This is a genomic window from Streptomyces sp. UF-297 (assembly GCF_058245575.1).
On sequence record NZ_JBSIBZ010000020.1, the window covers coordinates 62,356 to 88,840 of the forward strand.

The 26,485-nt window shown below is 72.1% G+C and carries 24 protein-coding genes; 9 read left to right on the plus strand and 15 right to left on the minus strand.

Features of this window, described 5'->3' with window-relative positions:
- Positions 1 to 84 precede the first annotated feature (84 nt).
- Positions 85 to 867, plus strand: a complete 783-nt coding sequence (locus AC4IJH_RS14550) for an SDR family NAD(P)-dependent oxidoreductase (RefSeq protein ID WP_490852081.1) — start codon at positions 85 to 87, stop codon at positions 865 to 867.
- Here AC4IJH_RS14550 and AC4IJH_RS14555 read toward each other — a convergent pair.
- On the minus strand, positions 795 to 2,201 hold the full coding sequence (locus AC4IJH_RS14555) for an amino acid permease (protein ID WP_490852082.1): 1,407 nt from the start codon (positions 2,199 to 2,201) through the stop codon (positions 795 to 797). The two genes, AC4IJH_RS14550 and AC4IJH_RS14555, sit on opposite strands and share 73 nt — an antisense overlap.
- Before the next feature lie 85 nt (positions 2,202 to 2,286).
- Entirely contained in the window at positions 2,287 to 4,413 is a 2,127-nt protein-coding gene (locus AC4IJH_RS14560) for a phage holin family protein (protein ID WP_490852083.1), read from the minus strand.
- 266 nt (positions 4,414 to 4,679) lie between these two features.
- Between AC4IJH_RS14560 and AC4IJH_RS14565 the strand changes: the two genes are divergently transcribed.
- The 3 genes from AC4IJH_RS14565 (at position 4,680) to AC4IJH_RS14575 (ending at position 7,349) form a co-directional block, all read left to right on the plus strand.
- Positions 4,680 to 5,453 carry an alpha/beta fold hydrolase gene (locus AC4IJH_RS14565; RefSeq protein ID WP_490852084.1) on the plus strand — a complete coding sequence of 258 codons (774 nt, stop codon included), beginning with the start codon at positions 4,680 to 4,682 and terminating at the stop codon, positions 5,451 to 5,453.
- Positions 5,454 to 5,940: 487 nt separating this feature from the next.
- Positions 5,941 to 6,723 carry an MBL fold metallo-hydrolase gene (locus AC4IJH_RS14570; protein ID WP_490852085.1) on the plus strand — a complete coding sequence of 261 codons (783 nt, stop codon included), beginning with the start codon at positions 5,941 to 5,943 and terminating at the stop codon, positions 6,721 to 6,723.
- Entirely contained in the window at positions 6,720 to 7,349 is a 630-nt protein-coding gene (locus AC4IJH_RS14575; RefSeq protein ID WP_490852086.1) for a DedA family protein, read from the plus strand. Before AC4IJH_RS14570 ends, AC4IJH_RS14575 begins: the two co-directional genes overlap by 4 nt.
- 8 nt (positions 7,350 to 7,357) lie before the next feature.
- Here AC4IJH_RS14575 and AC4IJH_RS14580 read toward each other — a convergent pair whose 3' ends face one another.
- The 4 genes from AC4IJH_RS14580 to AC4IJH_RS14595 form a co-directional block, all read right to left on the minus strand.
- Positions 7,358 to 7,555, minus strand: a complete 198-nt coding sequence (locus tag AC4IJH_RS14580) for a hypothetical protein (RefSeq protein WP_490852087.1) — start codon at positions 7,553 to 7,555, stop codon at positions 7,358 to 7,360.
- Positions 7,556 to 7,826: 271 nt separating this feature from the next.
- Positions 7,827 to 8,885, minus strand: coding sequence for an MBL fold metallo-hydrolase (locus tag AC4IJH_RS14585; RefSeq protein ID WP_490852088.1), 1,059 nt, complete (start codon positions 8,883 to 8,885; stop codon positions 7,827 to 7,829).
- 152 nt (positions 8,886 to 9,037) lie between these two features.
- The gene (locus AC4IJH_RS14590) at positions 9,038 to 10,258 is read right to left on the minus strand and encodes an aminotransferase class I/II-fold pyridoxal phosphate-dependent enzyme (protein WP_490852089.1); all 1,221 of its coding nucleotides are present in this window, start codon (positions 10,256 to 10,258) and stop codon (positions 9,038 to 9,040) included.
- A gap of 108 nt (positions 10,259 to 10,366) precedes the next feature.
- Positions 10,367 to 11,200 carry an ANTAR domain-containing response regulator gene (locus tag AC4IJH_RS14595; protein WP_490852090.1) on the minus strand — a complete coding sequence of 278 codons (834 nt, stop codon included), beginning with the start codon at positions 11,198 to 11,200 and terminating at the stop codon, positions 10,367 to 10,369.
- Positions 11,201 to 11,399: 199 nt separating this feature from the next.
- Here AC4IJH_RS14595 and AC4IJH_RS14600 point away from each other — a divergent pair, with 199 nt between their 5' ends.
- Positions 11,400 to 12,353: a PAS domain-containing protein gene (locus tag AC4IJH_RS14600; protein WP_490852091.1), complete on the plus strand. Its 954-nt coding sequence runs from the start codon at positions 11,400 to 11,402 to the stop codon at positions 12,351 to 12,353.
- Between the two features lie 22 nt (positions 12,354 to 12,375).
- Entirely contained in the window at positions 12,376 to 13,248 is an 873-nt protein-coding gene (locus AC4IJH_RS14605) for a polysaccharide deacetylase family protein (protein WP_490852092.1), read from the plus strand.
- Positions 13,249 to 13,505: 257 nt separating this feature from the next.
- Here AC4IJH_RS14605 and AC4IJH_RS14610 read toward each other — a convergent pair whose 3' ends face one another.
- The 8 genes from AC4IJH_RS14610 to AC4IJH_RS14645 all read right to left on the minus strand — a co-directional run bounded on the left by AC4IJH_RS14610 (position 13,506) and on the right by AC4IJH_RS14645 (position 20,530).
- A complete protein-coding gene (locus tag AC4IJH_RS14610; RefSeq protein ID WP_490852093.1) occupies positions 13,506 to 14,216 on the minus strand; it encodes a hypothetical protein in 711 nt (236 codons plus the stop codon).
- Positions 14,217 to 14,412: 196 nt separating this feature from the next.
- Entirely contained in the window at positions 14,413 to 15,000 is a 588-nt protein-coding gene (locus AC4IJH_RS14615) for a GNAT family N-acetyltransferase (RefSeq protein ID WP_490852094.1), read from the minus strand.
- 191 nt (positions 15,001 to 15,191) lie between these two features.
- The gene (locus tag AC4IJH_RS14620; protein WP_490852095.1) at positions 15,192 to 15,644 is read right to left on the minus strand and encodes an SRPBCC family protein; all 453 of its coding nucleotides are present in this window, start codon (positions 15,642 to 15,644) and stop codon (positions 15,192 to 15,194) included.
- Positions 15,641 to 16,003 (minus strand): ArsR/SmtB family transcription factor, encoded by a 363-nt coding sequence (locus AC4IJH_RS14625; RefSeq protein ID WP_490852096.1) that lies wholly within the window; start codon positions 16,001 to 16,003, stop codon positions 15,641 to 15,643. Before AC4IJH_RS14625 ends, AC4IJH_RS14620 begins: the two co-directional genes overlap by 4 nt.
- Before the next feature lie 1,059 nt (positions 16,004 to 17,062).
- Positions 17,063 to 17,323 (minus strand): hypothetical protein, encoded by a 261-nt coding sequence (locus AC4IJH_RS14630; RefSeq protein ID WP_490852097.1) that lies wholly within the window; start codon positions 17,321 to 17,323, stop codon positions 17,063 to 17,065.
- A gap of 87 nt (positions 17,324 to 17,410) precedes the next feature.
- On the minus strand, positions 17,411 to 18,550 hold the full coding sequence (locus AC4IJH_RS14635) for a serine hydrolase domain-containing protein (protein ID WP_490852098.1): 1,140 nt from the start codon (positions 18,548 to 18,550) through the stop codon (positions 17,411 to 17,413).
- A 178-nt stretch (positions 18,551 to 18,728) separates the two neighbouring features.
- Positions 18,729 to 19,916: a hypothetical protein gene (locus tag AC4IJH_RS14640; protein WP_490852099.1), complete on the minus strand. Its 1,188-nt coding sequence runs from the start codon at positions 19,914 to 19,916 to the stop codon at positions 18,729 to 18,731.
- Entirely contained in the window at positions 19,916 to 20,530 is a 615-nt protein-coding gene (locus AC4IJH_RS14645) for a hypothetical protein (protein WP_490852100.1), read from the minus strand. The genes AC4IJH_RS14640 and AC4IJH_RS14645 overlap by 1 nt, the downstream gene beginning before the upstream one ends.
- A 184-nt stretch (positions 20,531 to 20,714) precedes the next feature.
- Between AC4IJH_RS14645 and AC4IJH_RS14650 the strand changes: the two genes are divergently transcribed.
- Both AC4IJH_RS14650 and AC4IJH_RS14655 read left to right on the plus strand, forming a co-directional pair.
- Complete coding sequence (locus AC4IJH_RS14650; RefSeq protein ID WP_490852101.1) at positions 20,715 to 21,029, plus strand: hypothetical protein; 315 nt, start codon at positions 20,715 to 20,717, stop codon at positions 21,027 to 21,029.
- Between the two features lie 255 nt (positions 21,030 to 21,284).
- On the plus strand, positions 21,285 to 22,574 hold the full coding sequence (locus tag AC4IJH_RS14655; RefSeq protein ID WP_490852102.1) for a hypothetical protein: 1,290 nt from the start codon (positions 21,285 to 21,287) through the stop codon (positions 22,572 to 22,574).
- 447 nt (positions 22,575 to 23,021) lie between these two features.
- Here AC4IJH_RS14655 and AC4IJH_RS14660 read toward each other — a convergent pair whose 3' ends face one another.
- Positions 23,022 to 24,095 carry an IS110 family RNA-guided transposase gene (locus AC4IJH_RS14660; RefSeq protein ID WP_490852103.1) on the minus strand — a complete coding sequence of 358 codons (1,074 nt, stop codon included), beginning with the start codon at positions 24,093 to 24,095 and terminating at the stop codon, positions 23,022 to 23,024.
- A gap of 253 nt (positions 24,096 to 24,348) precedes the next feature.
- On the opposite strand from AC4IJH_RS14660, the gene AC4IJH_RS14665 reads away from it, so the two are divergent.
- Positions 24,349 to 26,109, plus strand: a complete 1,761-nt coding sequence (locus AC4IJH_RS14665) for an ankyrin repeat domain-containing protein (RefSeq protein ID WP_490852104.1) — start codon at positions 24,349 to 24,351, stop codon at positions 26,107 to 26,109.
- Positions 26,110 to 26,485: the final 376 nt, after the last annotated feature.

The following is a 26,485-nucleotide window of genomic DNA, read 5'->3' on the forward strand; positions in this document are numbered from 1 at the left end:
ACCCCGGGTCCACGAGGCACCCCGGCCCGCGTCCATACCCATGCCTTTATTCAAGACCGTTCGTTCTCAATAAGGGGTTTCCTCATGACTGCAGACACCTTCCACTCCGCCGCCCGCTTCACCGGCCGGACCGTGCTGGTCACCGGCGGCGGCACCGGCATCGGCCGGGCCATAGCCCTGGCCTTCGCCGCCGAGGGCGCCGCCGTCGTGGTGGCGGGCCGCACGTCGCGACCGCTGGAGGAGACCGTCGCCCTGATCGAGAAGCAGGGCGGCCGGGGCGCGGCCGTCACCGCCGATGTGACCCGCGACGAGGACGTGGCGCATCTGGTGCAGGAGACGGTACGGCGGTTCGGCGCTCTGGACGTGGCGGTCAACAACGTCGGGGTGTTCGTACCGCCCGCGCCGACCGCGGACATCAGCGAGGAGAACTGGCGGCGGGCCCTGGACTCCAACCTGACCGGCGCGTTCCTCTCGATGAAGCACGAGATCGCCCACATGCGCGCCAACGGCGGCGGCGCCATCGTCAACATCGTGGCCAACCTGGGCGCGCATCTGCGCCGCCCCGGCATCAGCGCGTACATCGCCGCCAAGGCCGGTCTGAGCGCCCTGACCCGTAACGCCGCGCTGGACCACATCGAGGACGGCGTGCGCATCAACGCGGTCTCGCCCGGCAAGGTCGACACCCCGATGTCGACGCTGCCGGGCGAGAGCGAGCAGGAAAAGGCCGAGCGGATGAAGCGGGAGGTCCCCGCGGGCCGCTCGGCGCAGCCCGCGGAGATCGCGGCGGCGGTGCTCTACTTGGCGTCCGACGCGGCGGCGTTCGCCGTCGGCACCGAGCTGGTGGTGGACGGCGGCGTCACCGCCTGATCGCCGGACCCCGCCGCGCCCTGGCGGCCCGTGCGCCGGGCCGCCATCCAGGCGTAGACCAGGATGCCCGCGAAGAGGAACAGCACGCCCTGGTAGATGGCGGCGTAACCGGCGCCCGCGACCAGCCAGAAGGTGAAGCCGAAGGCGACCAGGGCGAGCACCAGGTCCCGTACGAAGCGGCCCGGGCGGACCTTGTCGCGCTGCCCGGTGAGCAGGAAGTAGACCTGCGCGCCGGCCGCGAGGAGGTAGGGGACGGTGGCGGAGAAGGTCGTGATCAGGACCAGGATCTCGAAGACGCCGCCCGCGCCGATCAGGTAGTTGATCAGCGTCAGGGCGCTGGCCAGGACCGCTGCCGCCAGCACGCCGAAGGTCGGCACACCGCGCTGCTTCTTGAGGAAGGCGGCGGGGAACAGGCCGTCCTTGGCGGCGGCGTACGGGGCCTGGGCGCTCATCAGCGTCCAGCCGTTGAGCGCGCCGAGGATGGAGATCACCGCGGCGGCGGCGATCAGGGTGCCGCCCCACTGGCCGCCGAACATGGCGTTGACCGCGTCGGAGAAGGGCGCCTTGGAGTCGACGAGCTTGTCGTGGGGGACGGTGCCGAACACCGAGAGGGTGCCCAGCAGGTAGACCACGGCGGCGCCGATGACGCCGAGGAGGGTGGCCCGGCCGACGTTGCGCTCGGGGTTGCGGACCTCGCCCGCGCTCATCGCCGCGGACTCCACGCCGACGTAGCTGTAGAGCAGGATGGCCGCGGCGGCCGAGAGCCCGCCGAGCGAGCCGTTGCCGCCCGCGTCGAAGGAGCCGAGGTTGTCGGGGTCGAAGAAGAACAGGCCGACGATCGCGATGAAGAGCAGCGGTACGAACTTCAGGACCGTGGCGATGAGCTGGACGGCGCCGACGTAGCGGGTGCCGGCGAAGTTGGCGACGGCCGGGAGCCACAGCGCGGCCAGCGCCACGGCCAGTTCGATGCCCTTGGTCTCCGTACCGGGGAAGAGCACGTGGAAGTAGCCCACGGCGGCCACCGCCAGCGCGGCGTTGCTGACCCAGCTCATGGTCCAGTACGACCAGGCCGAGAGGAATCCGGCGAAGTCGCCGAAGGCCTCGCGGGCGTAGACATAGGGGCCGCCGGTGTCCGGGTGGCGCTCGGCGAGCCGTCCGAAGACCAGGGCCAGCGCGATGGCGCCGATGGTCAGGACGCCGAAGGCGACCAGGCTGACGGTCCCGTAGGGGGCGACCGAGGCCGGCAGCAGGAAGATTCCGCCGCCGATGATGTTGCCCATCACTAGGCAGGTTGCGGTCCCCAGACCAAAACGGCGGGTGTGCCGGTCGTGCATGGCGCGGTTGGGCCTCTCGTCGTGCTGACCACTCGGTGGTGCCGAGCGACTGCATATGCTCTTCGACCCGGCACGCTGCACCAAATCAAAGGTTTTTGTCCTGCCCGGCGCGGTCCGTGATCGAAAATGCTTCGGAGTTGCCCGCTACCTGCCGTAGTTCGTCCTTAGCTGTCGCCGGAGCCCTCTCGGCTGTCGCCGGGGCCCGCTCGTTCCCGCCGAGCGGTATCTGCGGCCCGTCCGCCTGCTCCAGCCAGCGCCGCAGCACGCCGTGCACCGCCTCGGCGCCGGTGAGCACCTCGCCGTCGGCGGCCGGGGGTGTGAGCCGGGCGGGCCACATCAGGAACGGGCGGCTCTGCTCGCCGCCCAGCCCGCCGTGCGAGCCGATCTGCTCCTCGAAGGCGTGCACCTCGCCCGTCGCCGGGTCGTAGCGGGAGTTGACCATGATGTCGGCGGCGTGCGGGAAGCCGTCGCTGCGGCGGACGGCGTCGGCGGCGCCCGGGCCGAAGGGCGCCAGCGGGTCCTCGCCGAGAATCCGGCCGGTGTCCAGGTGGCGCTCGGCGCCGCCCGCCCCCAGCACCACCGCGCCGTGCTCGCGCGAGCGCACCAGCAGGAACCCGATGCCCTGGTGGTCGGCCAGGGTGCGCAGCAGCGCGGGATGGCGGTGCTCGATCTGCTCACGCGTGCTGCGTCCCGGCAGGTCCGGGAAGGACACCAGCCCCAGATTCCCCGAGGCCAGCACGACCGGCTCCGAGGGGCCGCAGCCGTCGCCCCCCTCGGGGCGGTGCAGCGCGGCGCGGGCCGCCTCGCGGGCCTCGGCTCCGCTGGGGCTGCGCCCGGCGCGGCGCGGCACGGGCAGCCCGCAGCCGGCGCGCACGAGATCCCCCAGGGTCAGGCCGAAGCGGTCGCGGAACGTCGCGCCCGGGCTCTGGCCGTGGTCGGACAGCAGCACGATGCGGTACGGGCGCGGGGCGTACGCGGCGGCTCTGGCGATCATCCCGATGGCCCGGTCCAGGCGGCGCAGCACCTGGTGGGTGTCGCGGTGCCGCGGCCCGGAGTGGTGCGCCACCTCGTCGTAGGCGACCAGGTCGGCGTAAACGGCGCCGCGGCCCGCCAGGAGGTCGCCGATGACGGCGGCGGCCACCACGTCCCGCTCGACCACCGTCGCGAAGGCGCGCAGCAGGGGGTACAGACCGCCCCGCTTGACCCGCGGTCTCTCCCGCCGCAGCCGCGCGCGCAGCGACTGGCCCATCTCCCGCAGCACTTCGGCGGCGAAGGAGACGGCGGTGCGGGTGGCGTTGGCCGGGTCGGAGAAGTACGCGAAGTAGCCGGCCCTGGAGCGGTTGTGGCGGCCGCGCCGGGCGGCCACCGACATCACCAGCGCGAGCTGGTCGGCGCCGCCGCTGAAGAGGTTGCCGCGGCTGGCGCCGTCGGCGGCGAGCAGCCCGCCGTGCCCGGTGCGCGCGACGGCGCGGCGCTCCAGCTCGGCGGCGCCGGTGGGGTGGTTGCTGACGATCAGCCGCCCGGTCTCCTTCTCGTACCACCGGAAGGCGGGCAGGTCGTGGTTGGTGCCGTGCAGGATGCCCAGCTGGCTGGCGCCGGTCTGGCTGGACCAGTCGGTGCGCCACGGGCTGAGCCGGTGGGTCTCGCGCAGCCACCGCGCGAGGGTCGCCATCAGGGGATTCTCACCGCTGGTGGCCTCGCGCAGCACGTCGTGGCCCAGGCCGTCCAGCTGGAGGAAGAGGGTGCCGGGCGATCCCGCGGCGGGCCGGGCGGCGCCCGCGCGGCGGCCCGCCAGCCGCACCAGCCGTCGTTGGTAGGCCTCGTCGTCGCGTACGGCCAGGAAGGCGGAGGTGGCCGAGGAGGTCGCCGACATCACGGCCGCCACGATCACGGCGGTCTCCGGGGCGGCCCTGCCGCCCCCTTCGGGGATCAGGTCCAGGGCGATCAGCAGCAGCGAGCCGTTGAGGAAGAACACCAGCAGGCCCAGGACCAGGGCGGGCACCAGCAGCAGGGCGCGCACCAGCAGCGGCCAGACCAGGGCGCTGAGCAGCCCGAAGGCGCCGGCGCCGGACGCGGCGGTGATCGCCGTGCGCGTCAGGCTCTCGCCGTCCTGGGACTGGAGGCTGACGTCGGGCAGCACCGCGGCGAGCGCGAGCAGCGTCAGGGAGGAGACCGCCCAGACCGCGATGACCCGCAGCAGGGCCTTGCTCACGCTCTTCCAGCCGGGCCGCCGCACTCCGCTTGCACCTCGCGTTTCCGCCCTCTTCGGGCATGTCGTCCAGCCTGACACAGGCCACTGACATCGCCCGTGTCCCACCCGCACGCGGCGCGGGCGGTGCTCGCCGCCGTCCATCACCGATCGTGATCGACGCCTTCGCCGACCGCTTCTTGGTCGCGGCCGCACCACGCGATGGACTGGGTCCGCACCCCGCAGAGCCCACAAGGCACGCTGCGCCCTTCATGAGTTGGGAGACCCCCATGGCCTACGCGACCGTCAACGGCACCCGGCTGTTCTACGAGGACCACGGCAGCGGCCGGCCGCTGGTCCTGCTGCACGGCTTCGGCACCAGCGGGCGCGTATGGGGCGCCCAGCAGGCGGAGTTCGCCCGGGACCACCGCGTGATCACCGTGGACACCCGCGGCTGCGGGCGCTCGGACCACCCCGCCACCGGCAACACCATCCCCGACAACGTCGCCGACCTGCTCGCCCTCGTCGACACCCTGGAGCTGAACTCCCCCGTTCTGGTGGGCAGTTCGATGGGCGCCGTCTTCTCCCTGGAGGCCGCCCGGCGCGCTCCGGAGCGCATCGGCGCGGTGGTGTCCGTGGACGGGCCCGGGTACTGGCCGTGCGAGGGCATGGCGGAGGTGCTGACCGGCCTGCTCAAGGCGCTGCGTACGGACCGCGCCACGGCCGTCACCGAGTGGGTCGCCGACTGGTTCGGACCCGCCGTGGGCCCCGCGCTGCCCGCCTGGACCGTGCGTCAGATCCTCGACTCCGGCGTCTTCATCGACGCGCTGCACCCCGACGCCATGGCCCGGGACCCGCGCGCCTTCATCGGCGAACTGGCCGTCCCCGCCGTCTTCCTGCACGGCCGCCTGGACACCGCGGTCCCCGTCGAGGTCTCCCGCACCCTGGCCGGGCTGGCCCCGCGCGGCGAGTTCCACGACTTCCCGGCCTCGGGCCATATGCCGCACCAGGAGGTCCCCGAGGAGTTCAACGCGACGCTGCGGAAGGTGCTGTCCCGCCTGTGATCTGGCCATCCGAGGTGCGTTACGGGGGACGACCCTGGCCGAACCGGGCACGAGGCGGCCTGCTGCTGGTGGCCATGGACGCCACCATCCGCGTTCGACGAGGCGCTGACCACGACGGCCTTCGTCACCGCGGCGATTGTCACCGCGGCGATCATCGCCGCGGCGACCGTGTTGGCTGTGCGGCTTGTGCCGCGGGGCTTTCGGGCGAGCGGCGGGCATTGACAGGTCCGGCGGCCTGCCGGGGGGGCGGTCCTGCATCCGCGGGCCGGTGGGGGCCGGTCGCGCCCACGCGGCGAAGCCGCATAGCGACACGGTCCCGCGCCCCTTTTCGGCTCCGCCGGACGGGTCGGACGGGCGGCGGCTCCGCCGGACGGGTCGGGTGGGCTGCGGTCCGGGGCCGCCGTTTTGTCGCTCGTCCGCGCTCTGTCCCCGTGAACTACGCTCGAAGGCGTACGTCCCGCACGAGCGCGCACGACGGAGGTCCCCGGTGTCGGTGGAGGTCACCTGGTGGGGGCACGCCACCGTCACGGTCCAGGACTCGGGGGTGCGCATCCTGACCGATCCGCTGTTCGTGGGGCGCCTGGCGCATCTGCGGCGGCGCCGTGGCGCCCTGCCGCCGCCGCTCGCCGCCCGCGCCGACGCCGTCCTGGTCTCGCATCTGCACGCCGACCATCTGCACCCGGCCTCCCTGGCGCGGCTCGCGCCGGGGACCCGGCTGGTGGTGCCGCGCGGCGCCGGGGCCGCGGTGCCGGGGCTGCGGCGGGTGGCCGCGGCCCGCGCGCTGCGCGTCACGGAGGTCGGGCCCGGTGAGGAAGTGGCGGTGGGCGAGGTGACCGTACGGGCGGTGCGCGCCGCGCACGACGGGCGGCGGCTGCCGTACGGGCCGCAGCGCTCGCCCGCGCTGGGCTATGTGGTGCGCGGCCGGGCCACCACGTACTTCGCCGGGGACACCGGCCTGTTCGACGCGATGGCCCGGGAGGTCGGCCCGTGCGATGTGGCGCTGCTGCCGGTGGGCGGCTGGGGGCCCTTCCTCGGGCGCGGGCATCTGGACGCGCACCGGGCCGCCGAGGCCGCCGCCCGGCTGGCACCGCGCTGCGCGGTGCCGGTGCACTACGGGACGTACTGGCCGATCGGCATGGACGCGGTGCGGCCGCACGAATTCCACGCCCCGGGTGAGGAGTTCGTACGCCAGGCCGGGCTGCTGGCGCCGCGGGTGCGGGTGCACCGGCTGGGCCACGGCGAGTCCGTACGGCTGGAGACCGCGCGGTGATCGCGGAGCTGGCCCGCAGCGTCCCTCCGGAGTCCACCCAGCAGGCGGTCGGCTATCCGTCGCTGTTCCTGCTGGTGGTGCTGGGGTCTTTGGTGCCGGTGGTGCCGACGGGGGCGGTGGTCGGCTCGGCAGCGGTGGTGGCCTTTCACCAGACCGCGCCCTGGGCGCTGGTGGCGGTCTTCGGCGTCGCGGCGGCGGCTGCCTTCCTCGGCGACATCGGGCTGTACTGGCTCGGGCGGCGCGGGGTGCGCTCCAGGAACGGCTCGCGCTGGCTGACCCGGCTGCGGGACCGGGCGGCGCCGGAGCGCCTGGAGCAGGCGCAGACCCGGCTGCGCGAGCACGGTGTGCTGGTCCTGGTGCTGTCCCGGCTGGTGCCGGCCGGGCGGATCCCGGTGATGCTGGCGTGTCTGCTCGCGCGGATGCCGATGCGGCAGTTCGCCCGTGGGGACGTACCGGCCTGCCTGGCGTGGGCGGCGACGTACCAGCTCATCGGGATCGCGGGCGGCTCGCTGTTCCGCAGGCCGTGGGAGGGCGTGGCGGCCGTGGTCGCGCTGACGCTGCTCGTCAGCGCCGCGCCCACCGTCTGGCGGTGGGCGCGGCGGCCTCGCCCGGGGCCGGCGGAGTGACGCGCCCGCTACAGCCCGATACCCGCGGCCAGGCCGAGGACGAGATTCAAGCCGACGGAGAGGTCGAGGCCGACGCCTCCCCCGGCGCCGGCCCCCACCCCGACACCGGTGCCCGCGGCCTCGGCGGGTGCGGCCAGGACGAGGGCGCCCACGATGAGCAGGGCGCAGGTGGCGAGGGCGGCGAGGATACGGTGAGTGCGCTGCATGGCAGGCCCTTCCGGCAGTGGTGAGTCGGGTGAGCGCGCGCGGTGGAGCGGATCCGCTCGGAGGCTTTCCAGCCGGACACGTGGAGTAACGCGACGTCACACTGAGTCACCCATCGTGGGGGTTCAATTCCGTTGCCCTGCGGGGGAATTGGCCCATGTGGTACGAGAACGGACACTCCGCACCGACCGCATGTTTTCGACAGCACAAGCGCCGGCCCCGAAGGGCCGGCGCCGGAGAACTTTCGGCTGACGGAGGCTCAGACGCAGGCCCTCAGGCCGGGGCGAGCACCCGCGAGGATCCCACCGGCAGGTCCCACAGCTCCGCGCGCGGGCGCCCGGTGGCCTCCCAGGCGGCGCGGACCCGGCGCAGCGGGTCCAGGGGGGGCTCGGCGGAGAGCAGGAAGGTCGAGAAGTGCATGGGCGCCATGGCGCGGGCGCCCAGGTCCTGGCAGGCGCGTACGGCCTCTTCGGGGTCGGTGTGCACCGGGCGCAGCATCCAGCGGGGGTCGTAGGCACCGATGGGCAGCAGGGCCAGGTCGAGGCCGGGGAAGCGGTGGCCGATCTCCTCGAACCAGTGGCCGTAACCGGTGTCGCCCGCGAAGTACACCCGGCGGCCGTCGGGCGCGCCGATCACCCAACCGCCCCACAGGGAACGGCAGGTGTCGGTCAGGGTGCGCTTGCTCCAGTGGTGGGCGGGGACGAAGTCGAAGCGGACCGGGCCGCCGGGGCCGGGCAGTTCGGCCGCCTCCCACCAGTCCAGGTCCGTGACGCGGGTGAAGCGGCGGCGCCGGGCCCAGCGCGCCAGGCCCGCCGGGAGGAAGAGCGGGGTGTCGCGGGGCAGCCGCTTGAGGGTGGGGGCGTCCAGGTGGTCGTAGTGGTTGTGGCTGATGACGACGGCGTCGATGGCGGGCAGGTCCTCCCAGCGCACCCCCACCGGCGTGACCCGGGGCGGGGTGCCCAGGATCTTGCGGGACCACACGGGGTCGGTCAGCACGGTCAGTCCGCCGATGCGGATCACCCAACTGGCGTGCCCCGCCCAGGTGATGGCGAGGGTGGTGGCGTCGGCGACGGGCAGCGGGCCCGGCTCGAAGGGCAGCTGCGGGATCTCCAGGAGCGCCTCGGGGGCCGGGCGCAGCTTGCCCTCGCGGGCGATCCGGGCCAGCGCGCGCACGCCGGGGAGCGGGGCGGTGAGGCGGTCGGTGAAGTCCCGTGGCCAGGTGCGCGTTTCCCCCAGGGGGCGGGGCGGGGGGAGCAGGTGCGGCTCGGGCAGCGGGCGGTTCTCGGCGTACGGGAGTGACTCGGTGAGGGAACGCTCGGTCTGTTCGGTCATCGAGGGGCTCCATTCGGTGGACACGGCGAGGCGGCAGCGCCAGGCGGGACCGGCGCCGGTTCGGCGGATGCGGCGGCGTGACAGAGCCTCAAGAGGGCTCATCCAGCCGGGAGGTGACGGGAGGACGGGCGGCAGGGCAGCGGTTCGGGGTGTCAGGAGGGGGGCGCGGGTCCGTCGGCGAGCGCGGTCAGCGCGGCGGACAGCCCGGCCAGCGCGCCCGCGACGTGCGGCAGGCCCAGCGGGTCGGGGGCGTCCAGCACCGCCTGGCGCTGGGCGGTGTCCGCGCCGAGCAGCGCCTCGGTGCTCAGCCGCACGCGCAGGGTGGACCCGCCGTCGCCGAAGCGGTGGCCGCCGCGCGCCGCCCAGGGCGTCAACTCGCGCTCCAGGGCGGCGGAATCGGTGATGCCGCGGGCGGCCAGCGGGCGGCGCAGCGGGTCGAGGTCGGCGTACAGGTGGCTGCCCGCGTGCGGCGGCCGGCAGAAGGCGCCGGCCGCGGCGAGGGTGCGGTAGAGGCCCGCGGCGAGCGCGCCGTGCACCCGGGCGGCCGCCGCCGTGCGTCTGCGGACGGGCTCGGGTTCGCCCAGGGCGTGGGTGACGGCGGCGGACAGCGGCCCGGGCAGCGGGGTGCGCAGCGCGGCCAGTACGGACAGGACCGCCTCGCGCAGCCGGGCGCCGTCGCCGGTCGCGGGAAAGCGGGCCAGGGCGGCGGGCCAGGAGGCGGGCACGAGGGTGGCCCGCAGATCGGTGAGGACCACGACGCTGCCGGGCAGCATCTCGGCGGGGCTGAGGACGACGGTGTCGTGCGGGTCGTGCAGCAGGTCGCGCCGGGTCTCGTCGCTGATGACCCACAATCCCTCCCCCGCCGCCGCCTCGCACACCTCGTGCAGTTGCTCGGGCGGCGGGCAGGTCCCGGTGGGGTCGTCGGCCACCGACAGCACCAGCACCCGCGGCTCACCGCCGTTGATCCGGGCCCGGCGCACGGTCTCCAGCAGCGCGAACGCGTCCGGCGCACCGCCCGATTCGGCGGATACGGGCGCGTGGTGCACGGTGCGCCCCAGCAGGCGCGCCTGCGGCGCGTACCACTGCGAGCAGGGGCGGGGCAGCACCACGTCGCCGCCGGTCGCGGCGATCAGGGCCAGCAGCAGGGCCGGTGCTCCGGGCGCGGCCAGCACCCGGTCCGGGGAGGTCCACAGGCCCCGGCGCTCCCAGTACGTACAGGCGGCGGTGCGCAGCGCGGGCGCGCCGCCGGGCGGCTCGGGGTCGGTGCGCCCGGCGGCGGCCGTCAGCTGCGCGGCGAGTTCGGCGAGGACCGGCAGCCCGGCCGGCGGGTCCGGTTCCAGGGCGGGGTCCGGGTCCGGGGCGGTCCGCTGCATCCGTACCTCCACACTCCGCGCCACGGCAGGGCAATCGTGGGCCCATCACATGAGTGCGGGCCGCGACCACCTTTGCAGATCGCGGGGGTGCGGGGGCGGGGCGACACGTCACCTCTCGCCGAGGCTGCGGCGTTTGCCGCAGCCGGGCGCGGTGCCCTCCTGCCCGGGCCCTGCGGGGGCCCGCCGTGCGTCGTCGCCGCCGGTGCCCAGGCTGCGCAGCTCCGCCTCCAGGCCGTGGCCGCGGGTGCGTACCAGGGCGGCGGCCAGCTCGGAGAGCTTGCGGTTGCTGCGCTGGGACAGGCGGCGCAGCGCGTCGAAGGCGCTGTCCGCGTCGCAGCCCAGGACGTACATGAGGATGCCGCAGGCCTGGTCGACGACGGGGCGGGTGCGCAGGGCGGTGTCCAGATGGTCCATCTCGACCAGCGCCTCGCGGTAGCGGCGCTCGCGGGCCAGGCCCGTGGCGGCCAGCTCGCCCAGCACGTCGGTGGTGGTGCAGCCCTTCTCCACCGTCAGGCCGGGGCGGAACCCGTAGACGGTGATGGTGAGCGCGATGCCGTCCCTGCGGTAGGGCAGGGTGGTGCACGAACGCACGCCCGCCTCCAGGGCCTTGGCGCGGAAGGCCGGCCAGCGGTCCTCGTGGAGCAGGTCGGCGGCGGCGGTGGTGCAGCCGCTGTCCAGGGCGGCGGGGATGGGTCCCTCGCCCGACTCCCACTGGACGCTGACCAGCTCCGAGAGGTCGGGGTGGGTGACCGCGGCCGGGGTGTCGGCCACGCCCGGTGCGGGCTCTCCCGGCTCCGCGGGATCGACGGTCACCGTCGCCGCGGCGCCGCAGCTGTCGGGGGTGCACCAGGCGGCCTGTTCGGCGAGGTGGGTCAGGCTGCGGGCGGAGGAGCTCTCCGACGCGGCCGGGGTGGCGTCGGTGAAAGGGGTCAGGGTCGACATCGGTACGTTCAGTCCCTTCGGGCCTTCTTCGGGTCGTCCTGATCCAGTCCTTCATGGCCGGGTACTGGTTCGGCTTCCCCGCAGGTCGGCGGGGAAACGACGGTTTTCCGTCGCCTGGCGCCCGTGGCGCGCTCCGACTGCCCCTGCTGCCCGCTCCCTCGGGGGTACGCGCCGGGGTCCGGCCGGATAGCGTGTGGGCATGCCCGGGGCCGAGTTCGTACCGTCGGATCTCTCCGACTTCCGCAAACGCGTCGAGGAGCTGCGCGCGGCGCGCGCACTGCCCACTGACGAGCGGCTGACCGTTTTGGACGCCGCTCTGTTCGAACTCCAGCATGTCGTGGACGTGTTGCTGCCGCTGTACGAGCGGCGGGAGCGGAGCAACGGCGCCGGTTCCCGCTCGGCGACGGAGGAACAGCGGCTGCTGCGGGCGCTGTTCCAGCGGATGCCCTTCGCGGTGGCGCTGCTGGACCCCGACGGGGCGGTGCGGCGGCTGAACTTCGCGGGCACCCGGCTGTTCGGGATGCGCGCGGGGTACGCCGCGGGCCGCCCGCTGACCGCTTCGCTGGCCCCCGAGGACCGGGCGGCCTTCCGCTCGCAGGTCGCGGCGGTGGCGCGCAAGGAGGGCGACCGCAGCCTGGTGGTGCGACTGCTGCCGGCGCCGGACGGCTCGCAGCGGGCGGGCGAGCCGCTGCGGGTGACGATGACGGCGCTGCGGCCGCCCAGCGAGCCGGGCACCTCCGTGCTCGCCGTCTTCCACACCGGCGCCGACGTGCGCGCGCCCGAGCGCCCCGCCGACGCGGGCCCCACAACGCCCCGGCACCGCCCCGACCTGGCCGAAGTCACCCTCAACGCCGAGCTGATGGACCTGCTCGACGCGATGACGACGGCGCTGCTGGAGGGACGGCGGAAGCCCGCCGGGGTGCCGGCACGGGCGGCGCGGGTGCTGCAGGACCGCTTCGCGGACTGGGTGGTGATCGATACGACCGAGGGCAGCGGCCCCGACGGCGGCGGCGGTCCCGTGCTGCGCAGAGCCGTGGCGCTCGGCCCCTGCGGCCGTACCCGGGCGCCCGTCAGCAAACCATCAGTGTTCCCGAAGCAGATCCCGGCAAGGTCTTCCCGTAGCCACCGGCACCACCCGGGACCGGAACACTGAAGCGACGTAACGAGGAAGCCCCATGGACAACCAGCTCTACGACTACAGCCCCATCGTCGAGCGCGAGCCCCTCCGGTGGCCCGGCGATGCCAAGGTCGCCTTCTACGTCGGCCTCAACCTCGAGCACTACGAGGTCGACAAGCCGTCCACCAGCACCTTCCCGGGCACGGCTCACCTGAGCCCCGATCCCCTCAACTACGGCTGGCGCGACTACGGCCCGCGCGTCGGCTTCTGGCGGGCCCTCGATGCCCTGGACCGCCATGACATACGCGCCAGCGTGCTCCTCAACTCCGATGTCGGCGACCGCTACCCGCAGATCATCCAGGCGGGCCGGGACCGCAACTGGGCATGGCTGGCACACGGCAAGAACAACTCCATCTTCCAGGCGGACATGACCGAGGACGAGGAACGCGCCTACCTCACCGACGTCGTCACCACCATCGAGCGCACCACCGGAACACACCCGCGCGGCTGGATGGGCCCGGCCCTCACCGAGACCTACAACACCCCGCGCCTGATCAGGGAACTCGGCCTCGAGTACGTCCTGGACTGGACGAACGACGACCAGCCCTACCGGCTGAACGAGCCCGGCCTGCTCAGCGTCCCGTACTCGGTCGAGCTCAACGACATCGGCCTGTTCGTCAGCAAGGGCCTCACCGGGCCCGACTTCGTCCAGATCGTCAAGGACCAACTCGACCAGCTGCACGCGGACGCGCAGGCCGCGGGCAGCGGCCGCGTGATGGCCCTGGCCCTGCACCCCTTCGTCATCGGCCAGCCCTTCCGCGCCAAGTACCTTCACCAGGCCCTGGAGTACGTTGCCCAGCACCCTGGCGTGTGGCTGACGACGGCAGACGAGATCGCCGCACACTACGCCGCGGCGACGCCACTGAAGTGAGCGGGTGGAGCGGGAAGTTCGGCCCCTGACCACGGCCCGGCGCCGAAGTGACGTGAGGCCCCAGGCGTCCGGGCGGATGCCTGGGGCTTCGGTCGGGCGTTCTGCGGGCGGGCGGCCAGACGGCGATTCGTCTCACCGCATTGCCCTCCCGGCTCGGCAGAGACCACCGCCAAGGAAAAAGGTGCTCAGCCTTATCTGGTCCTGTCCCGTAATCACTCCACGGATCATTGGCGGACCTGGTCATGAATGCAGAGGGGTTAGTTCTGGTTCACCGGCCAGACCGCCGCCGGGTCGCAGTGGGCCGGGCACGCCAGCAGGTAGACCTCGTTGCCGAGAAACAGCCCATAGGTGTCGGCATCGACGCTGTAAGGCTGCTCCGGCTGACCGGGGTGAACGGCGAATTCCATGTCTTCCGGCACCTGGCAGATGTACACCATCTCGGCGCCGCACGAGCACCTGTAGGACTCAGGATCCTGCGCCCAGGACGGTGCACCGCCCACCTTGAACTCCCGGGCTCCGAGCCCTTGCGGGTCCGGCGCGTCCACAAAGGGCTGCAGCGTCAGCGGCACAGCGCACAGGGACGGTTCCGGCTCCGTCGTCGGCAATGCGACATCGCGCTGGAGCAGCACGCGCCAGAACGGACGCGGGTAGGGCGGCTGAGGAGCGTCCCAGTAGCCGGGTACGAGGCGGCCATCGGCCAGCTCGGGCTCGGAGGCGTCATTGTGCACACGACAGTGGAAGACCAGCAGATGGTCACCTCCGAATATCTCCACGTCCGCGGGTATGTCGAATTGGAAGAACAGGGCCATGCGCTCGCCGCAAAAACACGTGGGCCATTCCTGGCCATCGGCGAGGAATGGCCAGCCGCCCACCGAGTTACGTGCCGGCCCCTCCAGTGACTCGGTCCCGACCTCGATCGCATGGGCAGGTAGAGCCATCTGCATCTTCCTCACTTCACGTACGGACATTCACTCACCCTATGGGTTTTCCTATGCCTGCTGGTCATGGGTGAGATGACCTTGAGGTGACTGGTGTGATCACAGCGCCGGTTCCGCCCGAATCCACTGATAGCGAGGGACGTGCACCCCAACGCACTGTTCGAACAGTGAACGATGGCCGCGGCGGCAGTCACGTGCACGCCGGGTTGAAGCCTTGGGCCGTGGCTCAGACCTCGCCCTGAATACGGGCGTGCAGATGCATGTCGTGCCAGCCGTCCGCATGCAGAAGCGCGCTGCGCCGCACGCCCTCCTGCGCGAAGCCGGCCTTGGCTGCCACCCGGCAGGACGCCTCATTCAGGTCGGAGTGCGCGAGTTCCAGGCGGTGGAAGCCCGCCTCGTTCAAGGCCCAGTGGGACAGCGTGATGAGGGAGCGCGGGGCGACGCCCTGCCCGCGGGCGTGGGGCAGCACCCAGTACGCACATTCAGCGAGCCCCTGGGACAGGTCCATCCAGCGCAACGCCACGCGGCCGAGGATCTCACCGTCGGCTGCGTGGACGATCGCCCACTGGGCGGCGCGCTCCTCCTGCCACTGCCGACCGGCCGCTGCGATCCACTCCTGGGCTTGCGCCCGCGAGGTGATACGGCGAATGTGCCAGCGCCGGATGGTCGCGTCCTCGAAGGCGCCCAGCAGGACCGCGACGTCATCCGCCGCCCAGGGCCGCAGCAGCAGCCCGCCATCGGACGACAGAAGCGAGGGCTGGACGGAAGCGGACAGGCTCCCTGCCGGGATGACAGGCGCAATCGAAAGACTCATGTCCAACATGATCACCGCGCCAGGAGCAGGACACCAACCCTCCCCCCGGTGCCGTGCGGAACCCCCTGCCCGGCCGGCGTCTCCGCGGCCCGACCCCGAAGATCGCTCACAGGGCAGCCTCAGGCGGCGCCTGCGCCTCGGGGCCGGGGCGCCCAGTGCCGCGGCGGCGGGGCCAGGGCCACGGCGGAGAGTTAGTCGCGCAGGGCGAGGTAGCGCTCGATGCGGTCGAAGGCGCCCTTCCATGCGTGCCCGGCGAGGAAGTCGCGGATCTCCTCGGTGGGGAAGCCGCTCTGTGCCACGACCATCAGGGTCTTGTCGCCCAGATCCTCGAACGTCACCTCGACCGTCGTCTCGATGGCCTCGCCCTGCGGCGACCAGGCCGTGCTGGCCATCACCAGACGGCGCGGCCGGTCGATCACTTGATAGACGCCGTGCTCACGGAACAGCTGGTCGCGGTCCGATCCCCAGACGGCGTTCCATTCGCCGCCCACCCGAAGATCGTTGGTGATCTCGACGATGGTGCCGTCGGGCCCGTCCGGCCCGAGGGTGAACCACACCTTCTGTGCCTCGGCATCGGTGTACGCGTCGAAGACCTCCTCGGCGGTGGCATGGAACACCCGCTCCACCCGCAGTGCGTAACTCATGGTCCTGCCCCCTTCTCCTGCTCCTGGTTCTGCTTCGGATGCCGGTTGCGTTCCAGGTACACCTCGAGTCCGTCGAGGCGCCGCTCCCACTCCTGCCGGTACATCTGGATCCACTGCACCGCGTCCTCCAGGCGCTTCGGCCCGAGGCGGCAGTAGCGGGTCCGTCCGACCTTCTCGCTCGTCACCAGCCGCGCGTCCTCAAGGACTTGCACGTGCTTCTTCAGGCCGGTGAGGGTAATGCCGAAGGGCTCGGCCAGTTCGCTGACGGACGCCGGTCCCCGGGTGAGGCGGACCAGAATCTCCCGTCGTGTCGGATCGGCCAGCGCCGAGAAGGTGCGATCGAGCAGACACTGAACCATATGGTTCAGTTTAGAGGGTGCTGGCACCTCGGGCAAGGGCCAGTCCCCTGCCTGATGCCCGCAACGGGTCCTGCAGCGCCGGATGGAGACGCTCGTTGGTCCGGTTGTCAGGGATGTTCCGGAGACCTCTGGTACGGCGCAGGGAGGGGGCGATCGCACCTTTACTGTCCGGGCGGATCGGACCGTGGCAGACCGTGCACGGCCGTGAAGTTGCTGCACGGGGGCGCATCCCGGGGAATCCACGTTGCGGCCTTCGAGCAGGTGCTCGCCCCACCCCCACGACAGCATCCCGGCCGCTTGTGGAACATGCCGGAATCTGCCTGAGGCGGTGCCGCACCGCAGGATGGGGCCGGGCTGGCGGGCTGCACTGTTGGCCCTCAGCTGATGCCTGGACGCCCGATTGGGCCGTAACCACCCTCGCGCAGACCAGGGAGGCTGCTGCTCTCCCGTGCTGGCGGCCCCGGAACCAGCCCCATCACCAGGACTGTATGTGCGGGGTCTGACATCACTGCGGAACCGCGAAGCACAGGCTCAGTTGCTGCCCGCCGCTCCGGGCACCGCTCGAAGCCCTTGGCCGCCTCATCGCCCACGGCCGTGGGGCGGCGCCGGCGCGCGGGCGCCTGTCCGGCAGATGTCAGTGCGCGGCGAGCCAGGCGGTGCCACCACAGGCGAACTCCGGCGCTACCAGCGCCACGTATCGGTAGTGGTGCAGAAGGCACCCCGGCACAACAGCGGTGTGCAGAAGGGCGGTTGTCCCCACACTTGCCCGCCCGAAGTCGTGGCCGTATCCCGAGTCACCGGCGTGGGAGAGCCTGCCGAGCCGTGCGAAACTTCCCCCCGCTCCCCCTGCATCGCTGCCACGCCGACTGGCACAGCGGGCCAGTGCGGGCAGTCGCCGGCCAACCCGGCAAGCGGCAGCGACAGGACGGTGGGCAGGCTCCCTGGCACGAGCGTCAGCCCAGAACCGGCAGGCGGGCACCCCAGGTGCCCGGAGCAAGCCGGTTCCGGCCGGATCCACGCCCTTGGCCAACGGCGCTGCACCTCGCGTGCGCTGCGCCCTCAGCCGAGACGCACCAGGAGCAGCAGGCCGCCGATCAGCAGGATGGGCAGGCCGAGCGCGCGCAAGAATTCCGGGCGGACGAACGGGCCGGGCGTGTACGGGCGTTCCAGCCCCAGCGCGCCACGACTGAAGTGCAGGTCATCGTGTAACCGGGCTGCTGCCTGCTGCCCCTTCTCGCAGCGGCGCCGGATGACGCCGCCGAGGTCCAGGAGCACCACGAGACCGATTACCACGAACAGGATTGCGATGATCACCGTCATGGGGCGAGTCTACGGTGGTGCAGACGGCCGTGGCCTCCGTGCGCGGCTGCGCCGGCGCCGCACCCGGGGGGCGTCCGGGGAGGGGTCTTAGCGGTTGAAGGCCGGCAGGGCGAAGCGCTGCACCAAGGCGAAGCCGTCCTCGCGGGCGCTCTTGCTGTTCACCGAGTAGACCACGGTGCGGGTCAAAGAGCGGGTGGCGGCGATCACCGTGTGGTAGCCGGGGCGGGAGCCCGTCTTGCCCCAGATCTCCTGGCCGTTGACGACGAACCGCTGGAGCGCCGCACCGTAGGTCGCCCCCTTGATGTCGGGGACGGTGAACATCTCTGCAAGCTGCGGCTGGGGCACAAGGCGGCCGGAGAAGAGGGCGAGGAGAAGGCGCTCCAGGTCGGCAGTGGTGGAGATCATGTCGCCGGCCGCCCACCGGTCGGACATGTTCCACTCGGTGACGTCGACGGTGCGACCGTCGAGGACGGCGTAGCCGCGGTTGTGCGGGCCGTGGATGCGCGGGTCCGGGCCGGTCGGGAAATAGGTGTGCCGCATGCCGGTGGGCCGGAAGATCCGTACCGCGGCCTGGTGCGCGTAGTCGTCACCCGTCATCTTCTCGATCAGCAGGCCGAGGACGGTGTAGTCGATGTTCTGGTAGACCTGCCGCTTCCCCGGTGTGAAGGCAGGGCCCTTGGCGAGTGCGGTGGCGACGACCCGTTGCGGGGTGAGTGTGCGGAAGCGGTTGGCGTACATCTCCTCGGTGGTGTTGCCCAGGTTCGCGCCCGGCTGCAGACCGCTGGTGAAGTTCAGCAGGTGCCGCACGGTGGGCGGCTCGGTGAACGAGGCCGGCAGCAGGCGGGGCAGGTAGCGGGAGATGGGCGCATCGAGGTCGATCTTCTTCTCGGCGGCGAGCTGGAGGACGATGGCCGCGGTCACTACCTTGGTGGTCGAACCCGCGCGGAAGCGGGCGTGCTCCAGGGCGGGGGCGTTGGTGCGCAGGTCCCGGACTCCGGCGGTCCCCCTCCAACTGCCGTGCCCGCCCACGCGGATCAGCGCCGCCGAGGTGTCCGCGTCCGGCAGGCCCGCGATGGCCTTGGCCAGGGCCTCGGTGTCGGGTCCGGTGGCCGACTGCTGCACCAGCGTCGGCCTGTGGGCGGGCGAGGCGAGGGCCGGGGTGGCGAGCGGCGCGGTGCTGAGCGCGGCGAGCAGGGCGGCGGTAGCGACGCGGGTGCGGGGCTTCATGCGGGCGGACTCCCGTGGTGGAGAGTGCGTCGGGCGTGTTCCCGAGCGGCACTCATCCTGGCGGTCACATCGTTGCGGCGGATCCTCTGCGCTGAGGAGCCCCGGCCCCGGCTCTGGACGGGGATCGCCCCTAAGGGATGGCCCGGATGCTCGACTTACCCACAGCATCCGGGATGCCTCACGCGATCAGCCCGGCCGCCTTCCCGGGCCTGGCGCTGCCGATGCATGGTCTACCGAGCCCGCAGCGCGGCCGCCGGGCACGCCCCAACAGCACGGGCTGGGCCCGGAGAACGAGCTGTTGCGGCAGGGCCAGCGCCTTGATCACGTCGGCCGCGGCGGGGCGTCTCGTCCGCGGGCAGTGCCAGGGCCGGTGGCTCAACCGCGGGTGGCCAGGCGCCGGGTGAGCCCGCGGCGCAGGCGGGCGGATGCCCCGCGCAGCGCCCCGAGCGCTCTCGTTTCGTCCGGGGCAAGTTCCGGACGGTCCGCCAGAGCCAGTACGGCGGCGTAGGGCCGTTCCCCATGGGTGAGCTTGGCCGCGACGGCGTCGCGGACGGCTTTCACGACGACCCGGTCCCCGTCGGTCTTCGCCGGAGCCAGGCCCGCTGGCCGACAGGTCACCGTTCCCGATGCGTACCTGGCCAGAGGGACGTACGAAGACGACCGTCACACAGGAGTACTTCTGCGGATGACCTGCCGACACCGCGATCAGCGGGATGACTCCATGGCTGAACACGAGAGTCATCTTTACCTCCCCATGCAACCCGCCCGCGGGCCACGGGGGACGTGATGCGGATTCCACGACGGTCACGGATTCGGCGATGAGGGCCAGCACATTGATGTAGACGGGGAGTTCGGGCAGCGAGGGGGTACTGAGGGAGAGCGTCAGCAGTTGGGCGAGGCCCTTGACGGGTATCTGCGTGTCCACCCGGGCGATGTTGAGTGGCACGGCGCCCTCGACAGGTGTCCATTCCGAGGCATGGAACGAGACCACACACGGCCCGGCGGGCACACGTGTCACATTCACTTCCGTCGTCGTGTGCGACAGGGCCTCGGCAAGGCCTGCGGCGACGGTGTCGGGGTCGGTTATCTCGGCATCGTCGAGTCTGGCGATCACGGATGCCGTGCTGATGCGTCCGTCGTCCATGCCTACGCAACAGACACCGGCGAAGAACGCGCCGTCCTCCGCGGCCGTCTGGGCCATTTCTCCGTAGACGGCGGCCATGGTCTCGCGCTGCAGGTCGGTCCCCTCGGACCAGACGAGATCCGCCATCTCCCGGATGCTTTCCGAGCGGTATGCGTCGTCGCCTTCGAGACCGAGGGTATGAAATCCGTCCGGTATCTCGATGAGGAGCTGGGTGGATTTCATCAGGACCTTCCGGGGGTTGCGCTGTTGGCCGACGCCGGATTCGTCCGCCGATCCGGGGTGGCCATCGTGAGTCCGTAGCGATCGGGCGGGGCCATATCGCCCATGAGGCGTTCCCCGGGGGAGATGACCCGCCAGCCGTCGGCCTGAGCCATGCGCCGAGCGGCTTCCGCTCCGCATCCGCGATAGTGCTGAGCGGGGACGATGAAGGCGATGTCGGGTATGTTCCCGTCGTCCGCGCACGTATGGGCCACCCGATAGTTGAGCCGGGCCCGGAGCGTGTAGCGGACCTTCCGCCCAGGGGAGTACGTCACCCGGGCCGCCTCTTCCCTCAGCCGGGGCAGCAGAGCCCGGAAATGCTGTTCCCAGCGGCTCGGATCCCGGCTCCATTCGCGTGCGAGACGCCGGGGACCGATATAGAGCCAGCCGAGAACGTCAATACGGGGCTTGCCCGTGACAAAAGCGTTCGCGATGACCAGGCAGAGGTACCACAGCACCGTGAGCACGAGGGCCACAAGGAGCACGAGCCATTGCAGTACAAACCATATGAGGAGCCAGGCCCGGGAAAGGTGTTCCGGTCCCCCACCGCCCATGTCCTGTCGGTGGTCCACGGTCATCCCTCGGTAGCGGTCTGGTACATGCCGACGCCGGCACTGACGGCGCCCTGGCCGACGAGCGGCTCCTTGGACCACCAGGACATGGGACTGTCCGTTCCAAACCCCAAGAACCCCATTGTCCCTTATCTGCCGCATAGGTAATTGCCGCCCCTCCCCCAGCTCCATCCGGCCAGGAACGAAAGCGATGGTGATCGTCTGCCGATTTCCCTCGGCGACAGAGCCCGGTCTGCGCACTGCCCCAGCAGACGGTCAGCCCGACCCCCCTCCCCCTGACTGCTCGCACGGTGCGGTCGTCCAGCCCCTGCTCACCATCGACGGCGCCGAATGGGACGGCGGTTCGGGCAGCTGGCGGCCCCTGGAGGGCACGGACGACTCCGACCGACCGCTCTCTCCTTCGCCGAACTGTCCGACACCCATCAGCATCGGCCGCGGATACACCCTCCAGGTCTACCGCTGCACCACATCCCACGAGCACGCTGCGGTGACCCATATGCAGTGACGGTCGCACAGCATTGACACGGCGGACGCCGATCGGCGCGGCACCGTGAGCCGTCGGGGCAGGCCGGGGATCCCTGGGACTGCGCCCCGCGAGAGGGCCGAGTCGGCGCGGGAGCGTTCCGTACCGCTGCGCCCGCTGCGCAACCTCGCTTCGGTCGCAACCCGGTCACCCCGTCCGATCCGCGACGGGTACGAGGGCCCAGCCCTGCGGAAACCCTTTTGCACCCGGCCCACACCGTGGGTGAAGATCCCCCCGATGAAGAACACTTTTGAAGAAACCCGGCGGATGCTGGATGCTCGTGACATACCGGGCGCCGCGCGGTCCCTGCGCCCGCTCGCCGAGACCGCCCCGCTGGACGAACTCGCGCAGGTCGTGCGCGAACTCGCCCGGGCGGCGGGTGTGAAGGACCTGGAGAAGGCGGCCAAGGCCCTCACGAAGAAGCCCTCCGACCTGCGGGCGCTGTTCGGCTTCGGCTACGCGTGCATCGAGCAGGGGCTGTCCTTCCTCGCCATCGCCCCGCTGCGTGAGGCGGTGCGGCTGGCCCCCAGCGAGCAGATGCCCCTGCTGGAACTGGTCACCGCCCTGGAGGACGAACACCGGCACGCCGAGGCCGTGGCCGCGCTCGCCGCACGGGACGCCTCCGCCGGGCTGGCCCCATGGCCCGAGCGCTACCTCCTGGTCCACAACGCGCTGTTCGCCGGTGACCTCGCGACCGCCCGCGAGCACGTCGCCCGGCTGCCCGCACCGGACGACCACCGGTGGGCCCCGGCACACGCCCGGATCAACACCCTGGTGCGGCGGGCCGACCTCGCGGCCAAAAGCAGTGCGCTGGACGGCCACGACCTGCGGGGCTGGCACTACGCGCTGACCGGCGGCTACCTGACCACCCTCTCCCCGTACGGCTTCGACGCCGGGATGACGGGCCGCTACGCCTACCTCCAGGACAGCTTCGCACTGTGCCGCACCGGCCTGGACCGGCTCGCGCTGGCACTGAACGCGACCGGGCGTGCGCCCCGCTCGGTGTCCCTGCTGCCCGGCCGCGCCAACACGATCCTGGGCCTGGCCGCCGCCGAGGTACTCGGGCTGCCCGCCGAGCCGTACACCGCGGGCCGCGGCGAGACGATGGTGGTGGCGTACGACCTCGGCGACCTGGCCGACCTTGATAAGGAGCTGGCCGGCTCGCTGCTGGAGCGGACCGAGGGACAGATCCTCTACGAGCACGCCACCTGCTGGACGGACACCCCGCCGTTGAGCGCCGACGTCAGCGCGCTGCTCTGCCAGACCGTGGTCGAGCCCTGGGGCGAACGCTGGGCGGTCACGGACGACGGAACGCGGACCGAGCCCGCCGACCCCCGCCCGGAGGCCGAGATCGCCGCCGATATCGTCCGCGCCCTCCCGGACCCCGATCCGGGCGACGGCGCCACACCGCCCGACTCCGACCAGGCCCTGGCCGCATTCGTCACGGCCACCTCGGCCGGCTGGCTCACCGGCGACCGCAGGGCCCCGTCCTCACCGGGCCCGGTACCCAGCTCCCGCTTCGCCTGACCCGGGCAGAGGTACGTGCAGCGCCTGGCTGTCCGGATGCCGCACAGCATCCGGGCAGCCGCCAGGCTCCCGGGTCCGCACTCTGCCCTGACCCGACACCGGCCAGGCCCACCGCCCCTTCCCACACGAGAGCTCGCCACCGCGAACACCTCCCCGCCGCGAACAAGCCATGGCCCAGGCCGGGGCGGGGGCTTTGACGGTCGCGGCAGTGCCAGGTAGGCCTTCGCGTCGGTTGCGGTGGTGGACACACGGTCCCCGACGAGGGGCAGAGCGAAGCCGAGGGTGGTGCAGACGGACCGCACCATGAGCGCAATTCACGCAGGCGGGCGGCCGATGACCGGGGCTTTCCACGTGCAAGGGCGCCTTCGATACCGCCCGTTGAAGCTCCTATAGATCGTCAAGCCCGTGGGCGGGGTCCATCACGACTCGGACGGTATCCGGTCGGCGTCATGATCCGGTTCTGGCCAAGCCTGTCGCGTTCAGGGTGCCGGTGCTCACAAGGTGCCTGTAGATCTCGCGGGCGACGAACCTCTTGAGACACCGCATGATGTCCTTGGTGGACATGCCCTCGGCAGTGCGTCGGGCCACGTAGTCCCGTGTCCGCTGGTCGTACCGCATGCGGACCAGGACGATGGTGTAGAGGGCGCTGTTGGCGTGTCGGTCTCCGCCGCGGTTGATGCGGTGGCGATTGGTGCGGCCCGACGAGGCCGGGACCGGGGCCGCGGCGCACAGGTGGGCGAAGGACGCTTCGGATCTGAGCCGGTCGGGGTTGTCTCCTGCGGTGATCAGCAGTTGGCCGGCAGTCTCGGTCCCCACTCCGGGCAGGGCGACGAGACTGGGTGCCGCCCGTGTCACCAGGGGAGCGAGGTCCGCGTCGGCCTCCTTGATCTCCTGCTGAAGGGTCTGGTAGCGCCTGGCCAGGCGGCGAAGTGCCGTCTTGGCCGCGCAGGACGGGTCCGCGAGATCACCGGTCGGCCGGGTCCGGGCGAGGGTGTCGATCAGCAGGCCGGTGGACAGTCCACGCAGCTTGTCTCGCAGGGCGGAGGGAGCGGTGACCATCAGAGCGCGGATCTGGTTGATGGTCTGCGTCCTGGCCTTGACCGCGCTCTTGCGGACCACGCGCAGAGCACGGATCGCTTCCACGATCCCGTCCCGGCTCTTCGGAGTTCCGCTCGCCCGGCCGGACAGGACCGCGGTGGCCGCGGCGTAGGCGTCGATCGGATCGGACTTGCCGTGAGCCCGCCTGGCCCTGCGGTCTGGGCGGTCGACCTCCACGACCGTGATGCCGTTCGTGGTCAGGAACCGGGCGAGTTCGGCGCCGTAGGCTCCGGTGCCCTCCATCCCGACCGCGACGACCTCGCCCTGGGAATGGAGCCAGGCCAGCAGTTGCTCGTATCCGGCCGAGTTCGTCGCGAAGGACTGGGTGTCCAAGTGACGGCCGACCGAGTCGATCACTGCGGCCTGGTGGACGTCCGTATGGGTGTCGATTCCGCCGATCACCGCTATCTCGGGCGCTGTCATGCTCGGCTCTGCCGTCCTTCCGTCTGAGGCCTGCGAACGGCGCGTGCTGCCCGGGCGGACGGACAAGACAGTGAAGAGGCTGGTGGCCAAGCTCCTATGAGGTCACGGACACCCGCGCGCACACGCGGTGGCATCCCTCGGGGGCCGACGATTCAACGCACAGGCAGCCGAAGCGCCAGTCAGACCCAGAGTCAGACCCCCGAGCGATGCCGCCTACATCCTCACTGTCAGACCCCGCTGCCACGCTGAGGGCATGGGGTTCTTCGATGATCTGGTGTTACCGGAGGAACCGGCCGGGTCGCGGGAGGAGTTGGTCCGGCTGGGCCCGCCCGGACAGGATGCGGGCGGGCAGCGGCCGCCCGTCGACTGGTTCGTGCCGGTGCTGGTCTCGCAGCTCACGTCGGCCGGTGCGGGGCCGGCGGCCAAGGTGATGCTGGTCGGCTGGTCGGTGTGGCCCCGGTCGCTCACGCTGCATCTGGCTGTCTACCGGCCGGTCCGCTGGCGGGGCGGCGAGGGAGGCCGGCAGTCCGGTCTGCGGGTGGGGCTGTTGCTGGCCGACGGCCGCCGGGTGACGTCGCTGGACGGGGCGCAGGATCTGCCCGTCGCCGTGACCGGTCCTGCGGAAGTGCAGGACGCGGTCGCGGCGCGGGGGCAGCCGGCCGGGCTGGTCCCGCTGGATCCCGGCATGGACGAGAGCCGGCGCTCGCTGTTCAAGACCGATGTCGACCTGTACTGGGCGCAGTTGCCGCCGCCCGGTCAGGCGCAGCTGGTGGTGGAGTGGCCGGACGAGTCCGTCCCCGAGACCCGTACGCCCGTCGACGCCGGTGCCCTGCGGGCGGCGGCTGCGCGGGCCGTGGAGGTGTGGCCGGGCCTTGAGCCGCCGGACCCGTCCACCCAGCCACGTCGGTTCGCGACGATCCAGGTGGGCGGGCCGGCGGGCTTCCTTGCCCCGCCGTTGTCCTGGCACCAGCGCAGGATGCTGCGCGAGCAGGAACAGGCCCGGCAGCGCTATGTGCCGCGGGGCGACTGGGAGGGGATGCGGTACGGGGACTGGGGCGATGCGGCACTGATCCGTGCCCGCCTGGCGGGCGGTGCACCGGCCGAGGTCTGTTCGCGGCAGGACGCCGCTCCGCTGCATCTGGCGGCGGAGCAGGGCAGCGGGGAGGCCGTCGCCGCCCTGCTCCCGCACGTCACGCGGGTCGATGCGCTCGACGACGAGGGGCACACGCCGCTGTGGCACGCCGTCTGCAACGTGGAGGAGGGCAGCATCCGCGCGCTGATCGGCGCCGGGGCCGATCTCTGGATGCCGCAGACCGGTCCGTGGTCGCCGGGCCGGCTGCTGCTCACGACTCCGCTGGCGGCGCTCGTGGCCGACCTGCCGGGTGCGGTAGCACTGCCGCAGGAGGAGCGGGCCGCTTTTGGTGCGGCGGATGCGCTCATCAGGGCGTTCGGCGAGCAGGAGTTGTGGACCGAAGGCCTGGGCATCGCTTTCGTCCGCGGCCTGGAGGAGGACGAGGTCATCCGGCGGCTCGGCGCGGACCCGGCGCGGTGTCGGCAGACCGCGGTGGAGGATGTCCCGTTCGACGTGACGGACGTGGAAGCGTCCCTGCGCTTCGTGGGGGTAGCCGGTGTGCCCGGCAGCCCCGGCGGCTGCGTGATCACGCAAGAAGGGTTCATGCCCGGCGATGCCGCCGTCCTTCGTGCGATATCGGCGGGGACCGCCGCCTACGGGGTGTACTTCAACGCCGCGGGCGGCACGCAGGGCACCCTGGCCCGCGACGGCGAGCTCGTCGAGCATGAAGAGATCGGTCTGCGGCCAGATGAGGCGGCCCCGCCCGCGCACTGGCATTTCCGCTTCTGGCAGCGAGGGGCCCGCATCCCCTACGACGCGAACAGCCTCGCCTACGCCTGCGCGGCGGCCGGGCTGCGGATCGGTGACGGGCGGACGGCGGTTGACCGTCGCACGGCGCGTCGGTGGGTGGAGTTGCCCCCGGGGCTGCGGTGCTGGCAGTAAGGGTCCGTGTCTCGCCCCCGGCCGGACGCGCATTGTCTGCCACGTGCTCCCCATGCCTGCTGAACGGAACGGCGCGGGGGACCTATCCGCGGTGCTGGGTGGCCCTCATAGCGGAGTTACGAGGGCACCCCAGCACCTTGCCATCGCACGCGTCAGACGACGTGCGCTGATCCGGCCGGTGTTGAGGCGCAGCTCTGATGTATACCTGCGCCGCCCCCTTGCTGCGGAGGCAGCTGGTATAGAGCCCGGCTGCGGGTCCCGGGCTGTTGGGCCCATCTACTACCGGTTGTTGTTGCGTTGGGCGCTCTGCGCGAAAGGGGGCTCGTGTGCTGTTGCCGGGGTGTGGTGGGTGGGCTGTATAGAGGGTGTGCCGGTG